This is a genomic window from Mucilaginibacter sp. OAE612 (genome assembly GCF_041806395.1).
Lineage (GTDB): Bacteria > Bacteroidota > Bacteroidia > Sphingobacteriales > Sphingobacteriaceae > Mucilaginibacter > Mucilaginibacter rubeus.
In genome coordinates, this window is sequence record NZ_JBGMUW010000001.1 from 3,828,274 (window position 1) to 3,846,515 (window position 18,242).

Annotated in this window: 17 protein-coding genes; 2 read left to right on the forward strand and 15 right to left on the reverse strand. The window is 45.9% G+C overall.

Going from position 1 to position 18,242, the window contains the following annotated elements:
* Positions 1-4: 4 nt before the first annotated feature.
* From ABID99_RS15850 to ABID99_RS15900, 11 genes are all read right to left on the reverse strand, one after another.
* Complete coding sequence (locus ABID99_RS15850; RefSeq protein WP_373614310.1) at positions 5-427, reverse strand: GPW/gp25 family protein; 423 nt, start codon at positions 425-427, stop codon at positions 5-7.
* A gap of 3 nt (positions 428-430) precedes the next feature.
* Positions 431-721, reverse strand: coding sequence for a PAAR domain-containing protein (locus tag ABID99_RS15855; protein WP_091171180.1), 291 nt, complete (start codon positions 719-721; stop codon positions 431-433).
* Between the two features lie 9 nt (positions 722-730).
* A complete protein-coding gene (gene vgrG, locus ABID99_RS15860; protein ID WP_373614311.1) occupies positions 731-2,482 on the reverse strand; it encodes a type VI secretion system tip protein VgrG in 1,752 nt (583 codons plus the stop codon).
* Positions 2,483-2,488: 6 nt separating this feature from the next.
* A complete protein-coding gene (locus tag ABID99_RS15865) occupies positions 2,489-3,160 on the reverse strand; it encodes a LysM peptidoglycan-binding domain-containing protein (protein ID WP_373614312.1) in 672 nt (223 codons plus the stop codon).
* A complete protein-coding gene (locus tag ABID99_RS15870) occupies positions 3,160-3,342 on the reverse strand; it encodes a DUF5908 family protein (RefSeq protein WP_090524169.1) in 183 nt (60 codons plus the stop codon). The genes ABID99_RS15865 and ABID99_RS15870 overlap by 1 nt, the downstream gene beginning before the upstream one ends.
* Positions 3,343-3,346: 4 nt before the next feature.
* Positions 3,347-3,805 carry a phage tail protein gene (locus ABID99_RS15875; protein WP_373614313.1) on the reverse strand — a complete coding sequence of 153 codons (459 nt, stop codon included), beginning with the start codon at positions 3,803-3,805 and terminating at the stop codon, positions 3,347-3,349.
* 2 nt (positions 3,806-3,807) lie between these two features.
* Positions 3,808-4,239, reverse strand: a complete 432-nt coding sequence (locus ABID99_RS15880) for a phage tail protein (RefSeq protein ID WP_090524162.1) — start codon at positions 4,237-4,239, stop codon at positions 3,808-3,810.
* A 112-nt stretch (positions 4,240-4,351) separates the two neighbouring features.
* Positions 4,352-6,343, reverse strand: a complete 1,992-nt coding sequence (locus ABID99_RS15885) for a phage tail sheath C-terminal domain-containing protein (protein ID WP_373614314.1) — start codon at positions 6,341-6,343, stop codon at positions 4,352-4,354.
* A gap of 11 nt (positions 6,344-6,354) precedes the next feature.
* Positions 6,355-7,809, reverse strand: coding sequence for a phage tail sheath C-terminal domain-containing protein (locus ABID99_RS15890; RefSeq protein WP_176623577.1), 1,455 nt, complete (start codon positions 7,807-7,809; stop codon positions 6,355-6,357).
* Between the two features lie 18 nt (positions 7,810-7,827).
* On the reverse strand, positions 7,828-9,012 hold the full coding sequence (locus ABID99_RS15895) for a hypothetical protein (protein WP_373614315.1): 1,185 nt from the start codon (positions 9,010-9,012) through the stop codon (positions 7,828-7,830).
* Positions 9,013-9,051: 39 nt separating this feature from the next.
* On the reverse strand, positions 9,052-9,636 hold the full coding sequence (locus tag ABID99_RS15900; protein ID WP_090524152.1) for a DUF4255 domain-containing protein: 585 nt from the start codon (positions 9,634-9,636) through the stop codon (positions 9,052-9,054).
* A gap of 405 nt (positions 9,637-10,041) precedes the next feature.
* Between ABID99_RS15900 and ABID99_RS15905 the strand changes: the two genes are divergently transcribed.
* Entirely contained in the window at positions 10,042-10,638 is a 597-nt protein-coding gene (locus ABID99_RS15905) for an FMN-dependent NADH-azoreductase (RefSeq protein WP_176623573.1), read from the forward strand.
* A 48-nt stretch (positions 10,639-10,686) separates the two neighbouring features.
* On the opposite strand, the gene ABID99_RS15910 is transcribed toward ABID99_RS15905, so the two are convergent.
* Positions 10,687-11,799, reverse strand: a complete 1,113-nt coding sequence (locus tag ABID99_RS15910) for a metallophosphoesterase (RefSeq protein ID WP_373614317.1) — start codon at positions 11,797-11,799, stop codon at positions 10,687-10,689.
* Between the two features lie 143 nt (positions 11,800-11,942).
* On the opposite strand from ABID99_RS15910, the gene ABID99_RS15915 reads away from it, so the two are divergent.
* A complete protein-coding gene (locus ABID99_RS15915) occupies positions 11,943-12,464 on the forward strand; it encodes a protease (RefSeq protein ID WP_373614318.1) in 522 nt (173 codons plus the stop codon).
* A gap of 195 nt (positions 12,465-12,659) precedes the next feature.
* Here the strand turns inward: ABID99_RS15915 and ABID99_RS15920 are convergent, their stop codons facing one another.
* From ABID99_RS15920 to ABID99_RS15930, 3 genes are all read right to left on the reverse strand, one after another.
* Positions 12,660-13,595 (reverse strand): sugar phosphate isomerase/epimerase family protein, encoded by a 936-nt coding sequence (locus ABID99_RS15920; RefSeq protein ID WP_373614320.1) that lies wholly within the window; start codon positions 13,593-13,595, stop codon positions 12,660-12,662.
* A 3-nt stretch (positions 13,596-13,598) separates the two neighbouring features.
* The gene (locus ABID99_RS15925) at positions 13,599-14,456 is read right to left on the reverse strand and encodes a sugar phosphate isomerase/epimerase family protein (RefSeq protein ID WP_373614321.1); all 858 of its coding nucleotides are present in this window, start codon (positions 14,454-14,456) and stop codon (positions 13,599-13,601) included.
* A 121-nt stretch (positions 14,457-14,577) separates the two neighbouring features.
* The gene (locus tag ABID99_RS15930) at positions 14,578-18,018 is read right to left on the reverse strand and encodes a ThuA domain-containing protein (protein ID WP_373614322.1); all 3,441 of its coding nucleotides are present in this window, start codon (positions 18,016-18,018) and stop codon (positions 14,578-14,580) included.
* Between the last annotated feature and the right edge of the window lie 224 nt (positions 18,019-18,242).

Genomic DNA, 18,242 nt, shown 5'->3' on the forward strand with positions numbered 1-18,242 from the left:
GTTCTTATTGGTTGGTAGTTATGCTGGTAATGTCATTTTTATAATAAGGGAACACATAGTTGTACCTTGAATTGGTGGTACGTACCGTGTAATTGAGCTTAATAAGCAATATCCCTTCGTTATCCATACTGGTGTCAACCTCGGTGCTGTTGAGCGTTATCCTGGGTTCAAAATACAGTACGGCGGTTTCAATCAAATCTTTGATATAGGTTTTGAGGGTAAGGTTTACAGCCTCAAAAACTATCTTTTGTAAATCGCACCCGAAAGTTGGCTGCATAATGCGCTCGCCCAGCCGGGTGCTGAACAGTATGCCCAAACTGCTTTCAATATCGGCCTCGTCGGTAAGCATTTCAACTTTACCGGCAGCCTTGTCAAAGCTTGGCGGGAAGCTCCATCCCCTGCCTATAAAATGTATTTTTGGTTCCATTGATCAGCCTCCGATTATTACTGTTGGGCAGCCTAACACTATTGATCCGCCATGGGCTGTGCTATCGCCCATACGGGCGGCGGGTTTCCCTCCTATCAGCACCGTTGCCGAACCCATGATTATCGAGTCGGGCGGACCGGCGCAGGTACACATATCGCCCACGCATACCGCCGGCATACCACCAATGAGCACCGTTGGTACCCCCGGTCCTATTACCGGGCCGCCTACGTGAGGCGAAGGCCCGTTGAACATAGGGCATACGTGCATATCGCCTATCCTTGCTGCTGCTGCCATTTTTTGTTATTAGTTTATTTGTACAATTGAGCCTTTCAGTGCCGCCGTACCGCTTGATTTTACTTCCACACTGGCCGATCCTTCGGCCGAAAGGGCGGTATTGGCTTTCAGGCCCAGGTTCATTCCTTCGGCGTTAAAATCCTGCTGAGCCTTAAGTACAAGTTTGCCCTGGGTTTCGATGGTGATGCCATCGCTGTTCATTTTTATCGAGTTGTTGTTCTCATCCTTTAACTCAATCGCCCCGGCGTCTTCATCCATCGTTATCTTTTTCCCTGCCGGCGTTTCAATGGTTACTGATTTTTTATCGTCATCAAAAATGAGTTTCATTTTGCTGCGGGTTACAAAACCCTTTTGGTTGTTGGCGTCGGCCGCGGTTAAAGGAGCGGTCTTATTGCTGCTGTTAAGCATGCCCAGTACCACCGGTTTACGAGGATCGCTGTTTAAAAAACCAACAATTACCTCATCCCCAACTTCGGGCAAAAAGAAACTTCCGCGTTCCTTGCCGGCATCCAGAGTTGCTACACGCGCCCAAATCCCCTGATCATCAGCGCTGATCACCGGCATACGTACAAGGATGCGGCATTCGCCATCAGGATCGCTTTCCAATTGTGTTACAACCCCAATCTGCAAACCCGGAATTGCCTGAATTAAAGCCGAAGCAGGCTTTATACTGGTTTCAAACTTTTCGGTAAACCATTGCGGATCCAAACCAAACTGTACTTCCAGTTGCCAGTCGCCGGCCGAGATATGATGCTGAATGTGGCTTACAAAGGTGTTGCCGTTAAACCTGTCGCTCAGGTTACTGAGCTTAATGATCATCCCCGGCTTTACTGTATGGATGCCTTTAAATTTCACCCTGCCCCGCACTTTTGAAAGCACCTGTTTTTGCTTGAGCGATGTTGCCCAGGCCTGCAACTCGGGCTGCGAAAGCTTGCCGCCATGGTTAAGCTGATATTTACTTTCATTAAATACGCCAGCCAGATCATCACTTGTCAGATTGCCGTTCAGTTCGCCTGATGGCGGATTAGCATCAACCTTTTCAATTTCCTGTGATGCCGGGTTCCAGGTGCGGCCTGTTATGGAAGGGAACTGGATCCTTGAATCAATCTCAGCATCCAACTCCAGCATTGTTGCGCCAAATGATAATTCCACAACCGCGGTGCCGCTTATTTCCGGCTTTTTGATGGAAAGGGTATTATCATCGGTATAAACCAGCATCCCGTTCAGTTCGGCGCGCCCGGTTATGAAATCCCAGTCGGTGGCTTCGTATTGCACCAGGTCGCTGGTGGTGATGTTCATATCGGCAACATCGGTGCTTAAACCGCTGTAGGCACCGGCAACGGTGGTTATGGCGTCGCTATCCTTCACGTTTTCGCCAAAGTACTTGCTGTGGCGGGCAAGTGTCATGGCAATGGCCTTATCGCGGCATTCGATAACCAGTTGCGAGCCGCTGTTACGCAGCTTGATACTATGCTTGATAACCACACCTTTAAACAGTGTATAATTATCCGATTCGTAACCACACAAAATCTCGATGTTTTTACCCGGCACAAACAAGTCACCGTTGCTGGCATCAAACTTTTGGGCCGAGGTATCACCATCAATAATCACCAGTTTGGCGGCTGCAATCCGGTTTACGCCTTTATCAATCACCATAGCCTCCACCTGCATGGTGCGGGGTATCTCGGTGCCCTCAATTTTTACAATCGGGGTAACAACGGTACTTGGCCGGGTGGTTTCTATGGTGCGGCTATCTGCCATGATTTGTTATTGATTTAATGGTGGAAATTTGAGCTTTGTGCCTGTTTTAAGGTACCTGAAATCGTTAAGACTGTTTGCCCGGGCTACTTCTATGTAATACTTTGAATCGCCGTATATCTGGTAGCAGAGCAGCGGCAATGTGTCCCCTTCGTTAATCACCCTCACTTTTGTTAAATCGGGCGACTGGGCATTTTCTTTAGCTATCCTCTTTTTATCCTCAACCGAACCAATGAACGAAGCTTTTACAATTGCCCTGAGCGGGCGGCCCTGGCTATCAAACAGTTTATAGCTGATATCCATTGTTTCCAGGGCACCGTCAAACTGAAGCGTTCCCCAATAGATACTTACAAACCTTGGCCGGTGCTTATCGCCCTGGTATTCGATGATGAGCTTTTGCAGGTTATCGATATCCTCGTCAACCCCTAACTCACCGGCGGTAGCACCATTGATTACCCCGGTACGATCAAACATCAGCTCGAAATCCATTTTCTGGGGCTCAATTTTGGAAAACTTGGGCAACTTGCCCGAGGTTCCCTGCGCCTGCTTATCAGAATACTTGATCTCGATCTTCTGGCTGTAGCTTTCGGGGTTAACCTGTACCGTCATAGAGCCTTCTTCATTTTTGCTCTTCGGATCGGACCAGGCCACGATCTTCATTTTGGTTACGTTATCGGCCATCAGCGTTCGTTTTTATTTTTCAAAATCTCCAGTATCTGCTCCACGCATTCGGCAATGATCTCATCTTTATCACCGCCGCCACCGCCACTACCGCCACCGACACCCGAGGGCTTTGAATCCTGTTCGGCAGGGCTTTGATTTACGCTCACGCGGATGTTCAGTTCTCTGATCTCAATTGGCATAACATCAGGTTTGAAGGGTGTAATACTGGTATTGCAGCTCAAAGCTTTCAATTGCGATGCTGTTTTGCTCGGCATTCAAATCGCTCAGGCTCCATTTTTTTGGCCAGGCCTGCACTACATTCCAGGTTAAAAGCGGGTCATGTTCTTCATTAAGCAGGCTTACGGTCAGGTCTTTGGGTTCGATAATAAAATTATTGAACACGTTATTACACCAGTCCATCAGCAGTTTTGATTCGGTAACGAGCCCCCGTTTCAGCACCAGTGCCGGAAACTTGGCCCTTACCGGCAGCGCGTGTTCAAAACGGTTTTCGCCGCCCTCCTTTTTGGATTCTGTTTCCATCTCCATGGATAGGCCGGATACATTCTGGAACCTGCTGTCGATATTTTCATCGCCGATGCCCGTAAACACCACCTTAAAGTGAAAGCCTAAAGGCGGATAACCCGATTTAGCGTCGAAGGCCATGATTAGCCGTTTTTAATGGTTAAACCTTCGTGAGCAACCTCAAGTGTTTCAATTGCTGCCTCGTTGGCATCTGCTTTCAAATCGGCCGACTGGATCTTAACCGGGAAGGCATTTTTTACCGACCAGGTAACTACCGGCTGATGCTCTTCGTTAAGCAGGTTAATGGTAAGGTCGCGGCGGTCTATCTGGTTTAGTTTTACGGTGTTCATCCAATCATAAAACTCGTTATCGTTAGCAAATGTGCCGCGTTTTAGGGTGATGTTACCGTATTTGCGCATGCCGGGCATTTTTACCTTATTGTATTCCTTACTGCTGCCTTCGCGGTATTCAACCACTTCGGTTTCAATCTGTAAGCCGGTTACTTCGGTAAAACCGATGCGTGTGCCACCCCAGTCAACCTGGAAATGGAATTTGGGTAGAGGATAATTTGCCATTTTATTTGTTTTAAATGAAATTCATTGATTTATATAGAACCTATTAATTAGCTTTAAATCAAGTAATTAATAGCTTTAAGCTTTATGCATTCCGCTTTTAGCTTTTATATAATTAACTCTCCTGCATTTTGTGTGAGAAGCGGAGGATGATGAACTCGGCAGGCCTTACTACAGCCATACCAATTTCAACTATCATGCGGCCCTCCAAAATGTCAAGCGCGGTCATGGTTTCGTTAAGGCCAACGTGTACAAAAAATGCGTCTTCGGGTTTAGCGCCCTGTAAGGCCCCGGCACGCCATTGCAGCGTTAAAAAGTTCTGGATCATTACCCGCACCTTTGTCCAGGTGTTGGCATCATTGTTCTCGAATACAAAAGGATAAGTAGCCTTTTTAACCGATTCTTCAACCATGATAAAGAAACGCCTGACAGGGATATAGCGCCATTCATTATCATTACCTGCTAAGGTACGCGCTCCCCAAACCAAAGTGCCCCGGCCCGCAAAAGCCCTGATAGCATTGATTGATTTACCGGTGGCAGTAACATTCATATCGTCCTGGTCGCTGTTGTCAATTTTTACAGCGGGGCCAATCACATTGTTAAGGCTTACGTTGGCAGGTGCTTTCCAAACTCCCCGGGTACCGTCAACATTGGCATACACCCCCGCTATTGCCCCAGACGGCGGAATAGTGCTCATTTTAAGTGTTATTGCCGAGTTGGCGGCACTGAAAAATACGTTGCCCGAGAATAAAGCCTGCTCGGCAAGGTTTTCATAAAACAGGGTGCCATTTATTAATGCGCCAAAACCTGTTAAAATGGTGGCAACGGTATCCTGCAGTGCCTGTACAATGGAAAGCGCGCCGGCGGCATCCTTGGTAAAGTTGTCTGCATTGGCGGCTACAGCCGCATAGTTTGAGTTGGCTAACCAGGGTGTATTATCCAATACCGAATAAACGGGCGTTGGATTGCGGCCGGCGGTTGTATTAGCAGCAACCTTGGCATTTTTTTCGTAAGCAATGAGGTTGGTGATGGCAGCGGCAAGCTTTGCATCTTTGCTCAAGGCATCAATATCTTTGCCATACAACGCACCAACAGCGGGTGCATCTTTAGCCTTTTTACCCGCGGTAACAATGGCGGCCAACAAATCGAGGTAACTGGTCAGCTGTACATCGGGAGTTACATTTTGAGCGATATTATTTGCCAGTGCGGTTAACTTTGCTTTAACTGCATCAACCCCGCCTACCCTCAATGCAGTAGCGTCGGCGGCATTGCTAAATACAGATCCGATTACTTTATCAGTATCTTTGATAGCATTTTGCAGGTTGGTTACCAGCGCCTTTTCATCAGTGCTTTTTGAAAAGCCATCATAATTGGTGATCTTGGCCGGTACCCCTGCATTATTCCAAAATTCCATCTGCCTGAAATCAACATTGACATCATAAGTGGTTATGATCCAGGGATAATAAGCCGCGCCGTAATTGAGGTTGTTGATCCCTATCGAGCTCCGGAAGTCATCAATAGGCTTATTGCTAACATCCTGGCGTTTATCGCCCTGCAGCACATCAAGTATCGAAAACCTATCCTGCATGGAAGCGCACAAGCCCAACGCTTTGGTTTGCAAACCGCTAAAGGCAACAAGATCGGGGTTACCACCGCTTACCAGCTCAACCGCGTCGGGAAACAGGATCAGCGTAGGCTCATCCTCGGCCGATAGGGTATCGATACCTCCAGATATAGGCGGCGCCGTTACTGCAGACGAGAAATCTCCCACCGAAACGATATAGCATGGCCCACCGCCATTGTCAAAATACTGCCTGAGCGATACATACAGGTGAAACCGTTTATCGGGTGCTACGTTCAGGATCTGGTTTGTAGCCGGGTTAACAGTAACCTTAATGGTTGCAGGTACATAGCCGCCGCCAAATAAGCTTTCAAACTCCAGCAACGATTTTATACGGGTTGGTACATTTACCAGCGATTTGCCTTCAGGAGTTAATGCAAAAGCTGTAAAACCAATAAAGGCGGGTATAGCGGTTTCAACCTGGGCAACTGATGGCGGAAACAGTGCAATTTCCTGCACATAAACTCCGGGTGTTTTATAAGCCATGACTAATTGATTTAAGATTGAACCATTTTATGACTGAAACGAAGAATGATAAACTCGGCAGGGCGGACCACAGCCATGCCTACTTCAACAATGAGCCTGCCCTCCAGGATATCCAACGAGGTCATGGTTTCGCCAAGACCAACGTGTACAAAGAAGGCATCCTCAGGCTTGGCGCCCTGTAAAGCTCCCGCACGCCATTGCAGTATTAAAAAGTTGGCTATCATACCGCGTACCTTTGCCCAGGTATTACCATCATTAGGCTCAAATACAAAGGGTTGGGTTGAGTTTTTAACCGATTCTTCGACCATGTTAAAGAAACGCCTTACGGATATGTAACGCCATTCGTTGTCATTACCTGCCAGCGTACGTGCTCCCCAAACCAATACACCCTTGCCCGAAAATGCCCTGATGGCATTTACTGATTTACCGGTACTGGTAACATTCATATCTTCCTGGTCGGCGTCATCAATTTTAACCATTGGGGCCACAACCATGTTAAGGCTTACATTTGCCGGCGCTTTCCAAACACCCCGAGTATTATCAACAGAAGCGTATACGCCTGCTATTGCTGCTGCCGGAGGTAAAATAACTGAGAACAGGCTGGTTTGCTGTTTGATATAGTTATACAGATCACTGTTTAAGTGATAGATAGAATTGGCTGTATTGGCATCGTCGCGCAGAACGGCAGTGGCCGGAAAATCAGTTGGTGTAACGCCTGTTCCGGAAACAATCAGCTGTTTGCTTTCATTACTAAAATAGTTGATGCTGGTTTGCAGCCATGGATAATAGGCAGCACCATAACTAAGGTTATTAACCCCAATAGCTGTGCGGAAAGCAGTGGCGATATCGCCAAACGCTTTTTTCCCTTTATCGGCTACTGCCACATAGGGGTCAATAAGTACCACCCTATCCTGCAGAAATGCAGCCTGGGCCAATGCCGCGGTAAACAAGCCATAATAATCTGCAGGTGCGGTAAGGGTTACGGCATCGGTAAACAGCAAGATTGTGGGCTCATCTTCCTTTTGAACCGCGGCAAGCGCGTTACCAAGCAAGGCTTTGTCAACATTAACAGCCGCACCAGTTTGGCCTGCCGAAACAATGTAACAAGGGCCGCCGCCATTGGCAAAGTAAAGCTGCAGGCAATAGTACATCCTGAATTTCAAGGCTGCGTAAGGATCGTCAACCGCGGCATCAAATGAAAATACACCGGCCGCCTTTTTGATTTTGATACCGGTTGCCGTTCCGGTTGTGGTGAACAGGGTATTCTCGGCAAAACCAAAAATCTGCTCATACTCTTTAAGCGATTTGATCCTGACAGGGTTGTACTGCAGCGATGCCCCGTTATAGCTAATATTTTGTGTATAGCCTATAAAGGCCGGGATAGCCGTTTCAACCTCGGCTACCGATGGAGGTAGGAGTGGAATTTCTTCCACGTAAACACCCGGAGTTTTGTATGTTGTTGCCATATTACTGTTTTTTACTTCCTAAAAAAATATATCTGAAAAAATCTGATTGGTTTCTGGTTTAATAAGGGATGCCGTTGCATTGGGCAGGTCGATAGTGGTTGGATGATTATTTTTATCCTTCACTTTCACGGCTATAAAACCCTGCCGGGTAAGGGGCAGCGCATTATCAGTTACTGATGCCGCGCCAAAAGTTTTACCTATGTAGCGCCAATAGGTTGCCCGGTTTTTAAACCGTAAGCTAAACACCGGCGATTTAAGCGTGGTATCGGCCTGTAACAGGTTATACGTTGCACCGGTTGTTTTAACACAGATATCAATAAAAGCCCAGGCCGATGAGTCCATACTGTAATAAAACGGAAAGTCGTCAGTATAACCTGCAGTTGCCAGGTGGGCAGTATATAAGCCTTCGGGCAAATTGCCCATATCAGCTTTGATGATATTCAAAGGCCCGGTTTCCACACTGCCGGACACGTTTACCACATTGCCAAAGCGATCTTTTATAGTGAGTGCCGGGGTTTTATTTGCCACCATTACCTGGTAGGTAAATATGCGCCCAAACTGGCGGATCAAATCATTATTACTTGCGTAGGCCAGCGGTTTTCCGCCTACCAGCGGATCGGTTACCCAGTTGCCCGCCGGGGTAGCGCCCGCTGCCGGATCAAGGTTGTTCTTTTTCTGGGCGATAAATAATTTAGTTGGCGAAGCCTGGTTATCTACCAGCATATCGCCAGGATAATAGTCGGTAGCAGCCTTGTACACATTCGGTGTCGCTGTTAAAAACGGCGCCACACGCGGCGAATACGAAGGATCGTTGGTAAAAAAGTATACCATACCATCCGGCGCCTTTAAAGGCAGTGAGCTATAGTTCGCAAAAAGCCCGTCGTTAATAGCCATACTAAAGCTAAATACGGTGTTATCCGGTGGTACTATCTGCGGCTGTTCCTTGGTGCCGTTCAGGGTATAAGGAATACCGGTAATAATGCCGGTTTCTGTTTGTTTATAAACCATGTGCAAGCCTGCGAACTTTGCCCTTGTAGCTTTAGTAGGCGTTACGCTCATGAAACTGCCTATGTCATAACGCTCCAGCATGGCCAGGCGTGCATCGGCGCTCAGCGTGTCAAAGAGTGTGATCCCGTCATCCAGGTGATAATGATGACGGATGTCAACCTCAAAAAGCGTTTCGTAGTTCAGGTCCAGTACCATCGGGTTTATAATTTACAGGTTAATCGCCGGCACTAATCGTTAGCTTAGTTTATCGCTCAGTTCTATCTTTTTAATGATGCCCCGTGTTTCGGTCACATTATCGCGCAGTATTTCAATCAGCCTGACGCGGTACAATACATATGGAAATTGTTTACCACCCAACGTGCTCCACAGGTAATTGGCCTGCTCAAATGTGGGCGAGTAGATATCAAGTATAAGGCGAAAATCGCCGAGTCCTACTTTCGTGGTCGGGCTGTTTTGTTTGGTAAAAGTGCTCTTCCCCTGAAAAAATTCGACGATATGAGACAGGAAGATCAGTGATTTTTCATAAGAAGAATGCAAACAAGCCGAAAACAAAACATACAGGTTAAGGTACATTGGCGCGTTGCGATAGTTAATATCATCGCCGTTGCGTACATAGTTCGGTATGTTTTTCATGGTAAACTCTTCGGATATATTTACCAGCGTTACCAGGATATTCTCAAGCCCTTTGATCTCATCATCGCTCAGGTGGGCCACGTTTTTAAGCTGGGTGAAGCTTGAGCTGAGCCCGCTGTTCCCGTCGGTTGTTTTGAGATAGTTATTTAACTGCTCGGCTAAAAAACTTACGGTTTGGTAAATCATGATAATTAGATGTTTATAGGTGGTTGCAGGTTAGCTGCTGATGTTAATCCAAAGTTGGGCATCTGGCTTTAGTAACAAGCAAGTGTATGCACGTTAATTACCACGTATTTATACGCAATCGACCCACGTACAAATACGTGGTAATGAATGGGTTAAAAAAACACAAAACCTTTAATCTATAGTTAAAACGGGCTTTTTTTGTTTAAGCATTTGCCGCCAAACAGGCCTTTGTTTAAAAACCATAAATTTTAGCGCTTCGCGGATCTGCACATTTCCGGTACTCCTGAACTTCAGATAATTCACCTAAAGGATACCACTATCCTAAAGGATACCGGTATCCTTTAGGATAGTGGTATCTTTTTGATAGTTATGAGAGGTAATTTTGCTGCTACAAAATAAAGAGCAATGAAAATATTACATCTCATCAGCAGCCCGAGGGGCGAAGCATCATTCAGCGTAAAATTAGGCAAGGCCATCGTAAGTGAATTACAATCGGCCCACCCGGATCATACTTTAATCACACATGATTTAACAGCTACCCCCTTCCCACACCTGGAAGAAGCACACATAACATCTTTTTTCACTCCTGAAGAAAAAAGGACACCCGAGCTTGTTGAAGCCGTTAAACATTCGGACGAGGCAATTGCCGAACTAATGAATGCCGATACCATAGTTATTGATGCACCGATGTACAACTTCGGCATTCCATCAACCTTAAAAACATGGATAGATCATGTTGCACGTGCAGGCAAAACTTTCAAATACGATGGAAAAACACCTGAGGGATTAGTTAAAAATAAAAAAGTATACCTTGCCATTTCATCGGGCGGAGTATATTCTGAAGGATTCATGAAAGCTTATGATTTCACTGAGTCCTATTTAAGGGCAGTACTGGGCTTTATGGGGATGACGGATATTAAAGCATTTAGAGTTGAGGGCGTAAAGGTACCGGGCATGCAGGAAATTGCTTTAGATAAAGCGATACAGGCAATTGAGCTTTAATATTAAAACATCCGGAGGAAGTAGTTGCTTTCTTCGGGTGTTCTTGTTTTAAATTTTAATAACAAAGCTATCCGTTAAAACAGCTGTATTTTCGTCCTCATCGGCTAAAGTGTAATATTCACCGGTTAAGGTGAGCCCATTGTTAATCTTTTCAACAGCGATCTTTAAAAAACCATGACGGGTATCGCAACTGTATTCAAGGCTAACCCCATCAAACCTGGAATCTTCGGCAGTAAAACCCGTATTGTCGGTCAAAGCAATTGGATGCAATTCATCAAAGCCTCCGGTACCGGCAACAATATAAGGCATCATGGTTAAGTCATTATATTCCTTACTGAAACGCTGATAATTGTGTACGTGCCCGCTAAAAACTATATCAGGCCTGATGCCGGTTTCTTCAAAAACACCTTCTAAAAAATCAATCATCGGCAAACTGGCTCCATGATTAATATCTGCCGAATAAGGGGCATGGTGCATACAAAGGATAATTGCCTTATCTGGCCGCTGCATATCGGCAGATCGCAGTTCCTCCATAAACCATTCACGCTGCTCGCGGGTAACAACGCCATACTTAGGTACATTGGTATGTAAACCGATGATGGTTGCCAGCGGGGTGTCCATTGTCCAATAAATATTGGGCTGCGGCATGCTTTTGCGGTCTATCCTTCGGCTCAGCATTACCGGGCGCGAAACAGTATCACAAAACACAGTTGTAAAAGCATCAAGGCTTTGATACGGCATTGCAGCAGCAGGATTTACATCACTATCATGGTTACCGGCTATCGCGAATATCGGCCCCGGATAAAGGCTATAGGGTTCAAAAAACTGCTCATAATAGTTTTGAGCCTCTCCGTAGTTGTAAACAACATCACCTAAATGGTACAAAAACTTTGGTTTACCGGCGCCGGAAAGCACTTTATACTGTGCGGTCATTAAAGCTGCTATGCGCCTTTGCGAACCCGGATTACGGATGCTGCCGGTATCCCCTACCATATGAAAAACCATTTTGTCATCAGCAATGCCGTGCACTACATCATGTATGGATAGATGATAGGGATAATTGCCGGAGGGCTCGGGCAGGGGCTGAAATTTATAGCTGTCATCCGGCTGATCTTTTTTGATGACCGGGCCTGTGTGTTTTAACGAGGAAATTAAAGCCATCTGCTCCATGATGTCAACAAAATTACGCAACCTAATATTAAGGCAGGGTTAAATTGGGGTTTAGGGTTTAACAGGGCCAGCCTGAAATCACGGGTTCAAAATTCTATCAGGCCAATGGTAATTGAAGTGCTTACCTTTGCGGCATGAAAAACTACAAAATAATCTTATCTGCAACCCTGCTTACTTTGTCGGCATGTACTGTTAATCATGTTAAAAACACATCTGCCGGTTCTGATTCTGCTAAAAATCAAAGTTCTGCCCCTGCTATAAGCGCCAGCCTGTTTGCCAAAATGCAAATAAAGCCCACAATTAAAATTGGAGACGCCGTTGAGCTAAAATTCACTGTTTACAACGATGCCGACACATCCCGTCAATTTTGCAAATGGCATACCCCATTTGAGCCATTGATGAGCAAATACCTCGACGTAAAAGATGCAAGCGGTCAGGAAATGCTGTACAAAGGCGCAATGGCCAAAAGAATTATGCCGCCACCGCCCAGCAGCTATATTAAGGTTAATCCTAAAGATAGCCTATCGGCCACCATTGACCTGCTAAAGGCTTATGACATCAGTAAACCGTCGAAATATACTGTTATTTACGTAGGGCAAAATATGAGCGGGCTTACCGTGAAAGACAGTGTAGCGTTTGTTTATGAAGGGAAATAAAAAAGGAAAGATTTAATATTTGGTGCTTATTTATGCTCATCGATGGTGAGCTTTTAAAATCCGCTCTTGAGAGGGGCGCGGGTAAATGAGCGGTAGCAGGGGTGTATTTCTGCGGTAGACTTATCAAAGCAGAAACACACCCCTCCGCCCCTCTCAAGAGGGGAATCACACAATCCCACCTCTTTTATATGTTCTTCAAGAGGCTACCTCCTTCATTTTCTTCAACGCGGTTTTGGCCACCGTTAAAGCATCCTGTGCATAATAACTTTTATTAAAAACCTCGAACGAGATCACCAGCGGCCGTTCGGGGTTTTTAACTATTTGCAGGATCTCTTTAAGCGGGGCGATACCGTCTCCGCAATAGATCCTGTCGGGTTCGGAGATCAGCTCAGGACTGATACCTGCCGGATAGTCATTTACATGAAAAATATCCAGTGCGTGATGACCAACATAATTCAGGCTTTCCACTGCTGACTGCCCCTTAAAAATGTGGAATACATCAAGCAAAATGCGGGCATTCGCTTTACCGCATTGCGTAGCTACATACAGTACCTGGCTTATGTGTTTCAGATTTTGTGAGCCGCCCCACATTTCCAGTTGAGGCATAACACCGGTTTGTTCGCCCATTTTCAGGATGGTAAGATATCGTTCGGTTACCACATCCAGATCAAGTACAGGGCCTTTAGTCACGCCCGCCGGAGGGGCTGCAATGCGATGGCAACCTATCTTAGCCAGCATTTCCATTTCATGCTGTAATTGCTCCAGTGCTTTTTTACGGGTAGGTTCATCATTGGCCAGCCATGGAGCAAAACCTATGGCATCTTCAATTTTAAGGCCTAAGCCCTCGATGATCTTTTTGGCTTCAGTCAATGACCCGCCGCTTTGCAGATAAGTTTGCAGGGTATCTATCCAGATCTCTACCGAGGTAAAACCGGCTTTGGCAGCTACTTCAAGCTCTTTAACAAAACCAAGGTTATGCCCGCGGATGGTGCTCATATTTAATGAGTAAACAAAGCCGCTACCAGCTTTTGGAGCTATGGGCGCTGCTACCGCTCCAGTTTCGCTCAATACGGCAGCCCCCGCCGTTAAACCTATCGCTTTTAACACTTGCCTACGGTTTAAATTACTCATATACTAATCCTTTAAACCTTTCAGATAGGCAATGGTAACAGGCAATTGCTGGCTGTACGAGGGACTTTCATCCTCAATAAAGTAGTGTTTAATACCCGCCTTTTTTGCAGCTTTCAGCACTCCGGGGATATCAATTTGCCCGGTACCTAAGGCAACATCATTTTTGGTATCGGTACCGCCGGTAAGGTCGTTAGCTACGCCTTTGCGGATATCTTTCAGGTGCATCAGTTTCATACGCGAAGGATATTTATTAATAAGCGCGGCAGGATCCTGTCCGCCGTGGAACGACCACAGGATATCTATCTCAAATGAAACATACTTGGGATTAGTATTCTGGGCGATATAATCGAACAATGTACCATCATTGTAAGTGCCAAATTCGTAACCATGATTATGGTAGCAGAAAGTTAACCCGGCTTCGCTCAAGATCTTACCTACATGATTAAAATCTGTAACAGCTTTTTTGGCATCATCCAGAGTAAACTCCTTGCCATGCGGAATCCAGGCAACCATCACATATTTGGCGCCCAGTATTTTAGCCAGCTTGATCACACTACCCGGATCATTAACAATTGCCTCATACCCCGCCCCGGTTGATGGGATGCTGATACCGCGGTCATCGCACATTTTCCTGAACTCTTCGGGTGGCATCCCTTTCGGCCCTTCGCCTTCAATTTCAGTGATGCCCAATGATTTTATAGTATCCAGCACGGCAGCGGTAGCTTTTGGCATACTATTGCGAAATGTGTAAGCCTGCACCCCTATCGGGCCGGTAAATAATGGTTTGCCTTGTGCTGAAGCTTTGTTTTGTCCAAAGGCCATGGCGGCTAAAAGAGCAATAAACAAGATTGATTTTTTCATGTTTTAATCAGGATTAAAAAACGGCGTCATTGCGAGGCACGAAGCAATCGCAAACTATACAGAGCGCATCCGCCTATTGGGGATTGCTTCGTACCTCGCAATGACGTTATTAATAATAAAACTATTCAACAAACTCAATACCTTTCAAATTTAAAATACCGTCACTCGGCTTAGAATGTTTTATCGCGAAGAAATACACATCGTGCTTTCCGCTCACGGGCTTACTTAAAGTCCCGGTTACTTCACCGGTTTTATCCCATGAACCAGTGGTTTGGTAAGCTACGGAACTGATCACCGGCCCCGCCTGCGAATCGAGCCTCACCTCTATCTCCCCGTCGTAGTCCTTCGATGCGTATGTATAAGCAAACTTGCTGATGTTGGTCAGGTCGATATTCCTGAATAGCACGTATGATTTATGGTTACCTGCCGACAGGTCATCTTTAAATCTATTAAAGCCTTTCAACTCATCGGCATAAACAGCCTTCTCTGCAGCACTACGCAACACCACCATATCCGTAGCTTTCAGCGGACCAACAACTTTACCGCCCTTATCGGTATAAGATGCCAGCAGCGTGTATTCTCCGCGCGGTTCGGCATCATTAAATTTCAGATTGAGCACGCCGGTTAAAGGCAAAGGCAATACCGGGCTCTTTTTATCCGTAAGCGAAAAAATGTATTTCACTATTTCTCGCGTGTCGGCATTTGATAGTTGCGGATGCGCACTCATTACATGCTCGGTACCCCAGCTACCCGCGCCGCCCGCAATTATCTTTTTAGAGAGCTGATTAATAGCTTCCTTTTGTGTTTTGTACCGTTTTGCAATAGCTAAAAAGCTTGGCCCAACGGCAGTTTTGTTAACAGTATGGCACGATTTGCAATCACTATTAGCCATCAGCCCCTTACCCGGATAGCTTACCTCGGTAGTTGACAAAGCCGTTAAGTTTTGTGTGGTGCTATTGGCCGAGGGCTGCGGGTTATAGATAAAAAATAATTTTACCCTTTTGGGATCTATTTTACCGTCCTCCTTATCACTAACCACTACATGATAGCGGAAAGGTTTGCCTTTCCAGATGAATGATTTGTTATCAGCACTGGCTATGGTAACTTCGGGTTTGGTATTGCCAACCCTTACAATTACCGTATCCCGACCAGACAAGCCGCCCTTATCCGTTACTTTTAAAATGGTTTTATAAACGCCCGGCTTAGTAAAAGTATAACTTGCCGATGGTGTGGCAGCCCCAACAGTTTTACCATCAAACAACCACTGATAAGTGATCTTATCGTCGTCATCTAAATCTTTACTGTTCTGGCTGCTGAAAGTTACCTTAAGCGGGGCCTGGCCGGCTATTTCTTTTTTAGCAGGGAACTCTTTTAACTCCGCGGTTAAAAACCTGGATTTGGCGAATTTGTTAAATGCAGCTGTGTCCGAAATACTTGCTTTGGCAATCGGAGCACGGTTGCCGGTATTGTACTCAATCTTAACCAACCGGGCATCTTCATTTTGAGCACCGTAAACTGAGCCATACTCCAGCATATACAGGGCGCCATCCGGTCCAAATTCCATATCAATAGGCCGGCGGAAATCGCCGTTAGCGGGCATGAAGGCTTCGTTGCGTAAATAATTCTCATTCTTGTCAAACCTAAGGTCTATCACCCAGTTGCGCATCCAGTCGGCCACAAACAAGGCGCCGTCATAATATCCAGGGAATTTGTTCGGATTTTTGATATTCTTATCAAACTCATAAAAATCGCCGCCAATGGCACAGCGGCCACCCATACCCAACTCGGGAAACTCATCGGAAGCGGCGTAAGGATACCAGATCATGGCCGGGGTAGCAGGAGGTAGTATATTTAAGCCGGTGTTATTCGGCGAATTATTTACCGGTGCTTTAGGATCAAAATTTGGCCCTGGCCTGGCATTCACAAAATCCCAGTGCGAGTAAGCAAAGTTGTTGCCCACAAAATATGGCCAGCCAAAGTTTCCTGCTTTGCGCGCCTGATTAAACTCATCGTACCCGCGCGGCCCCCGCGGTGAATCTTTACCTGCATCAGGCCCGATCTCGCCCCAGTATAAAACCGATGTTTTAGGATTTACCGCAATCCGGTATGGATTACGGCAGCCCATAACATAAATTTCGGGCTTGGTTTTAGCCATCCCTTTCGGGAAAAGGTTTCCTTCGGGGATGGTGTAAGTTCCATCAGCCTCGGGGTGGATCCGCAGGATCTTGCCTTTAAAATCGTTGGTATTGCCGGCGCTCCGCTGCGCGTCAAGGCTGTAATGTTCCGTTCCGGGGCGCTCATCCAGCGGTGCATAACCATCAGAAGGAAAAGGGCTTGAGCTATCACCTGTTGACAAGTACAGGTTTTTATCCTTATCCCAGGCCAGTGAGCCACCGTGGTGAGCACCGCTCACCTTTTGTACAGGCACTTTAAGCAGTACTTTTTCCGATTTAAGGTCGAGTACATCCGCCGGACTTAACTTGAAGCGCGAAAGCTGGAAATTAAGCGGTTCAATGGTTTGCCCGGCGGGCATATAGTAGATATAAACAAATTGGTTCCTGTCAAAATCAGGGTCGAGCGTGAGGCCGATAACACCCGTACCACCTTCATAGGTGATCGGGAATTTATGGATTAATTTAAACTTATTGGTTTTGGTGTTATAAACGGAAAAATTGCCCAATAACTGGGTGAAAAACACACGGCCATCCTTTGCTGCCGCCAGTTCCATAGGTGAAGCAATGTTACTCACCAGCACAGTTTTGATAAAACGACTTTGATCGGGCGCGACTTTAGAATATGATTTACCATAATCAAGCGGTTTGCCACTGCCCATAGCGTATTTGATCCCGCCGAGCAATTGCCCCAAAAACAGGGGATCGCTGTAGCTTTCGTCGGTATGGCCGCAGCCTGTATAAAATGCCCGGCCGCCATCAAACTCATGATACCAGGTTATGGGATGATTAGCGCCGTTGGTGCCACCGTCGTAAGTATTTTCATCGAGACTTGCCAGCACATGGATGCCACTGTAAATAGATTTGTAATTGTACCATTCATCAGTACGCTCCCACCTTGTGGGCAGGTTAGCAGTAGCCGGCTGGCTTTTATCGGTTACATCTATTGTTGCCTTGCGAATGTTGGAATTATTGGGATGGCTTGAAAAATAGGCGCCAACCAGTTTGCCGTACCATGGCCAGTCGTACTCAGTATCAGCCGCAGAGTGTACACCCATAAAACCACCGCCTGCCTGTATATAACGTTCAAAAGCTGCCTGCTCAACGGCATTAAGCACATTGCCGGTGGTGCAGTTAAATATTACCGCCTGGTATTTTTTAAGATTATCGTCATTAAAATTAGCAGAGTTGGTGGTGGTATCCACATCAAAGCCATTCTCGTTACCTAATTTTTGAATGGCCGCTATCCCAAACGGGATGCATGAATGGTGCCAGCCTAAAGTTTTTGAAAACACCAGCACACGCGGCTTGTCAGACGGCTTTTTAAAGGAATAGAGCAGGAAAGTTAATCCTGTCAAAAAAACGAAGGTGAGTTTTGTTTTTAATGACATGTTTGAGGTTATTATTGGTTTACATTTAATGAACAGCCATAAAAGCAGCATTAATCCATCACCTTGCTAAAAGGATTTATAAACAAGGCAAAAAATATGAAATGCAGTATCGCTAAAAAGGCTGTTCAACAATTGGCTAACACAATATTACTATTTAAAAAACTCACTGTGTATTAATTACACTTTTATTTTTAGCAGGAATGGATTTGTAATTGAATTGTTAC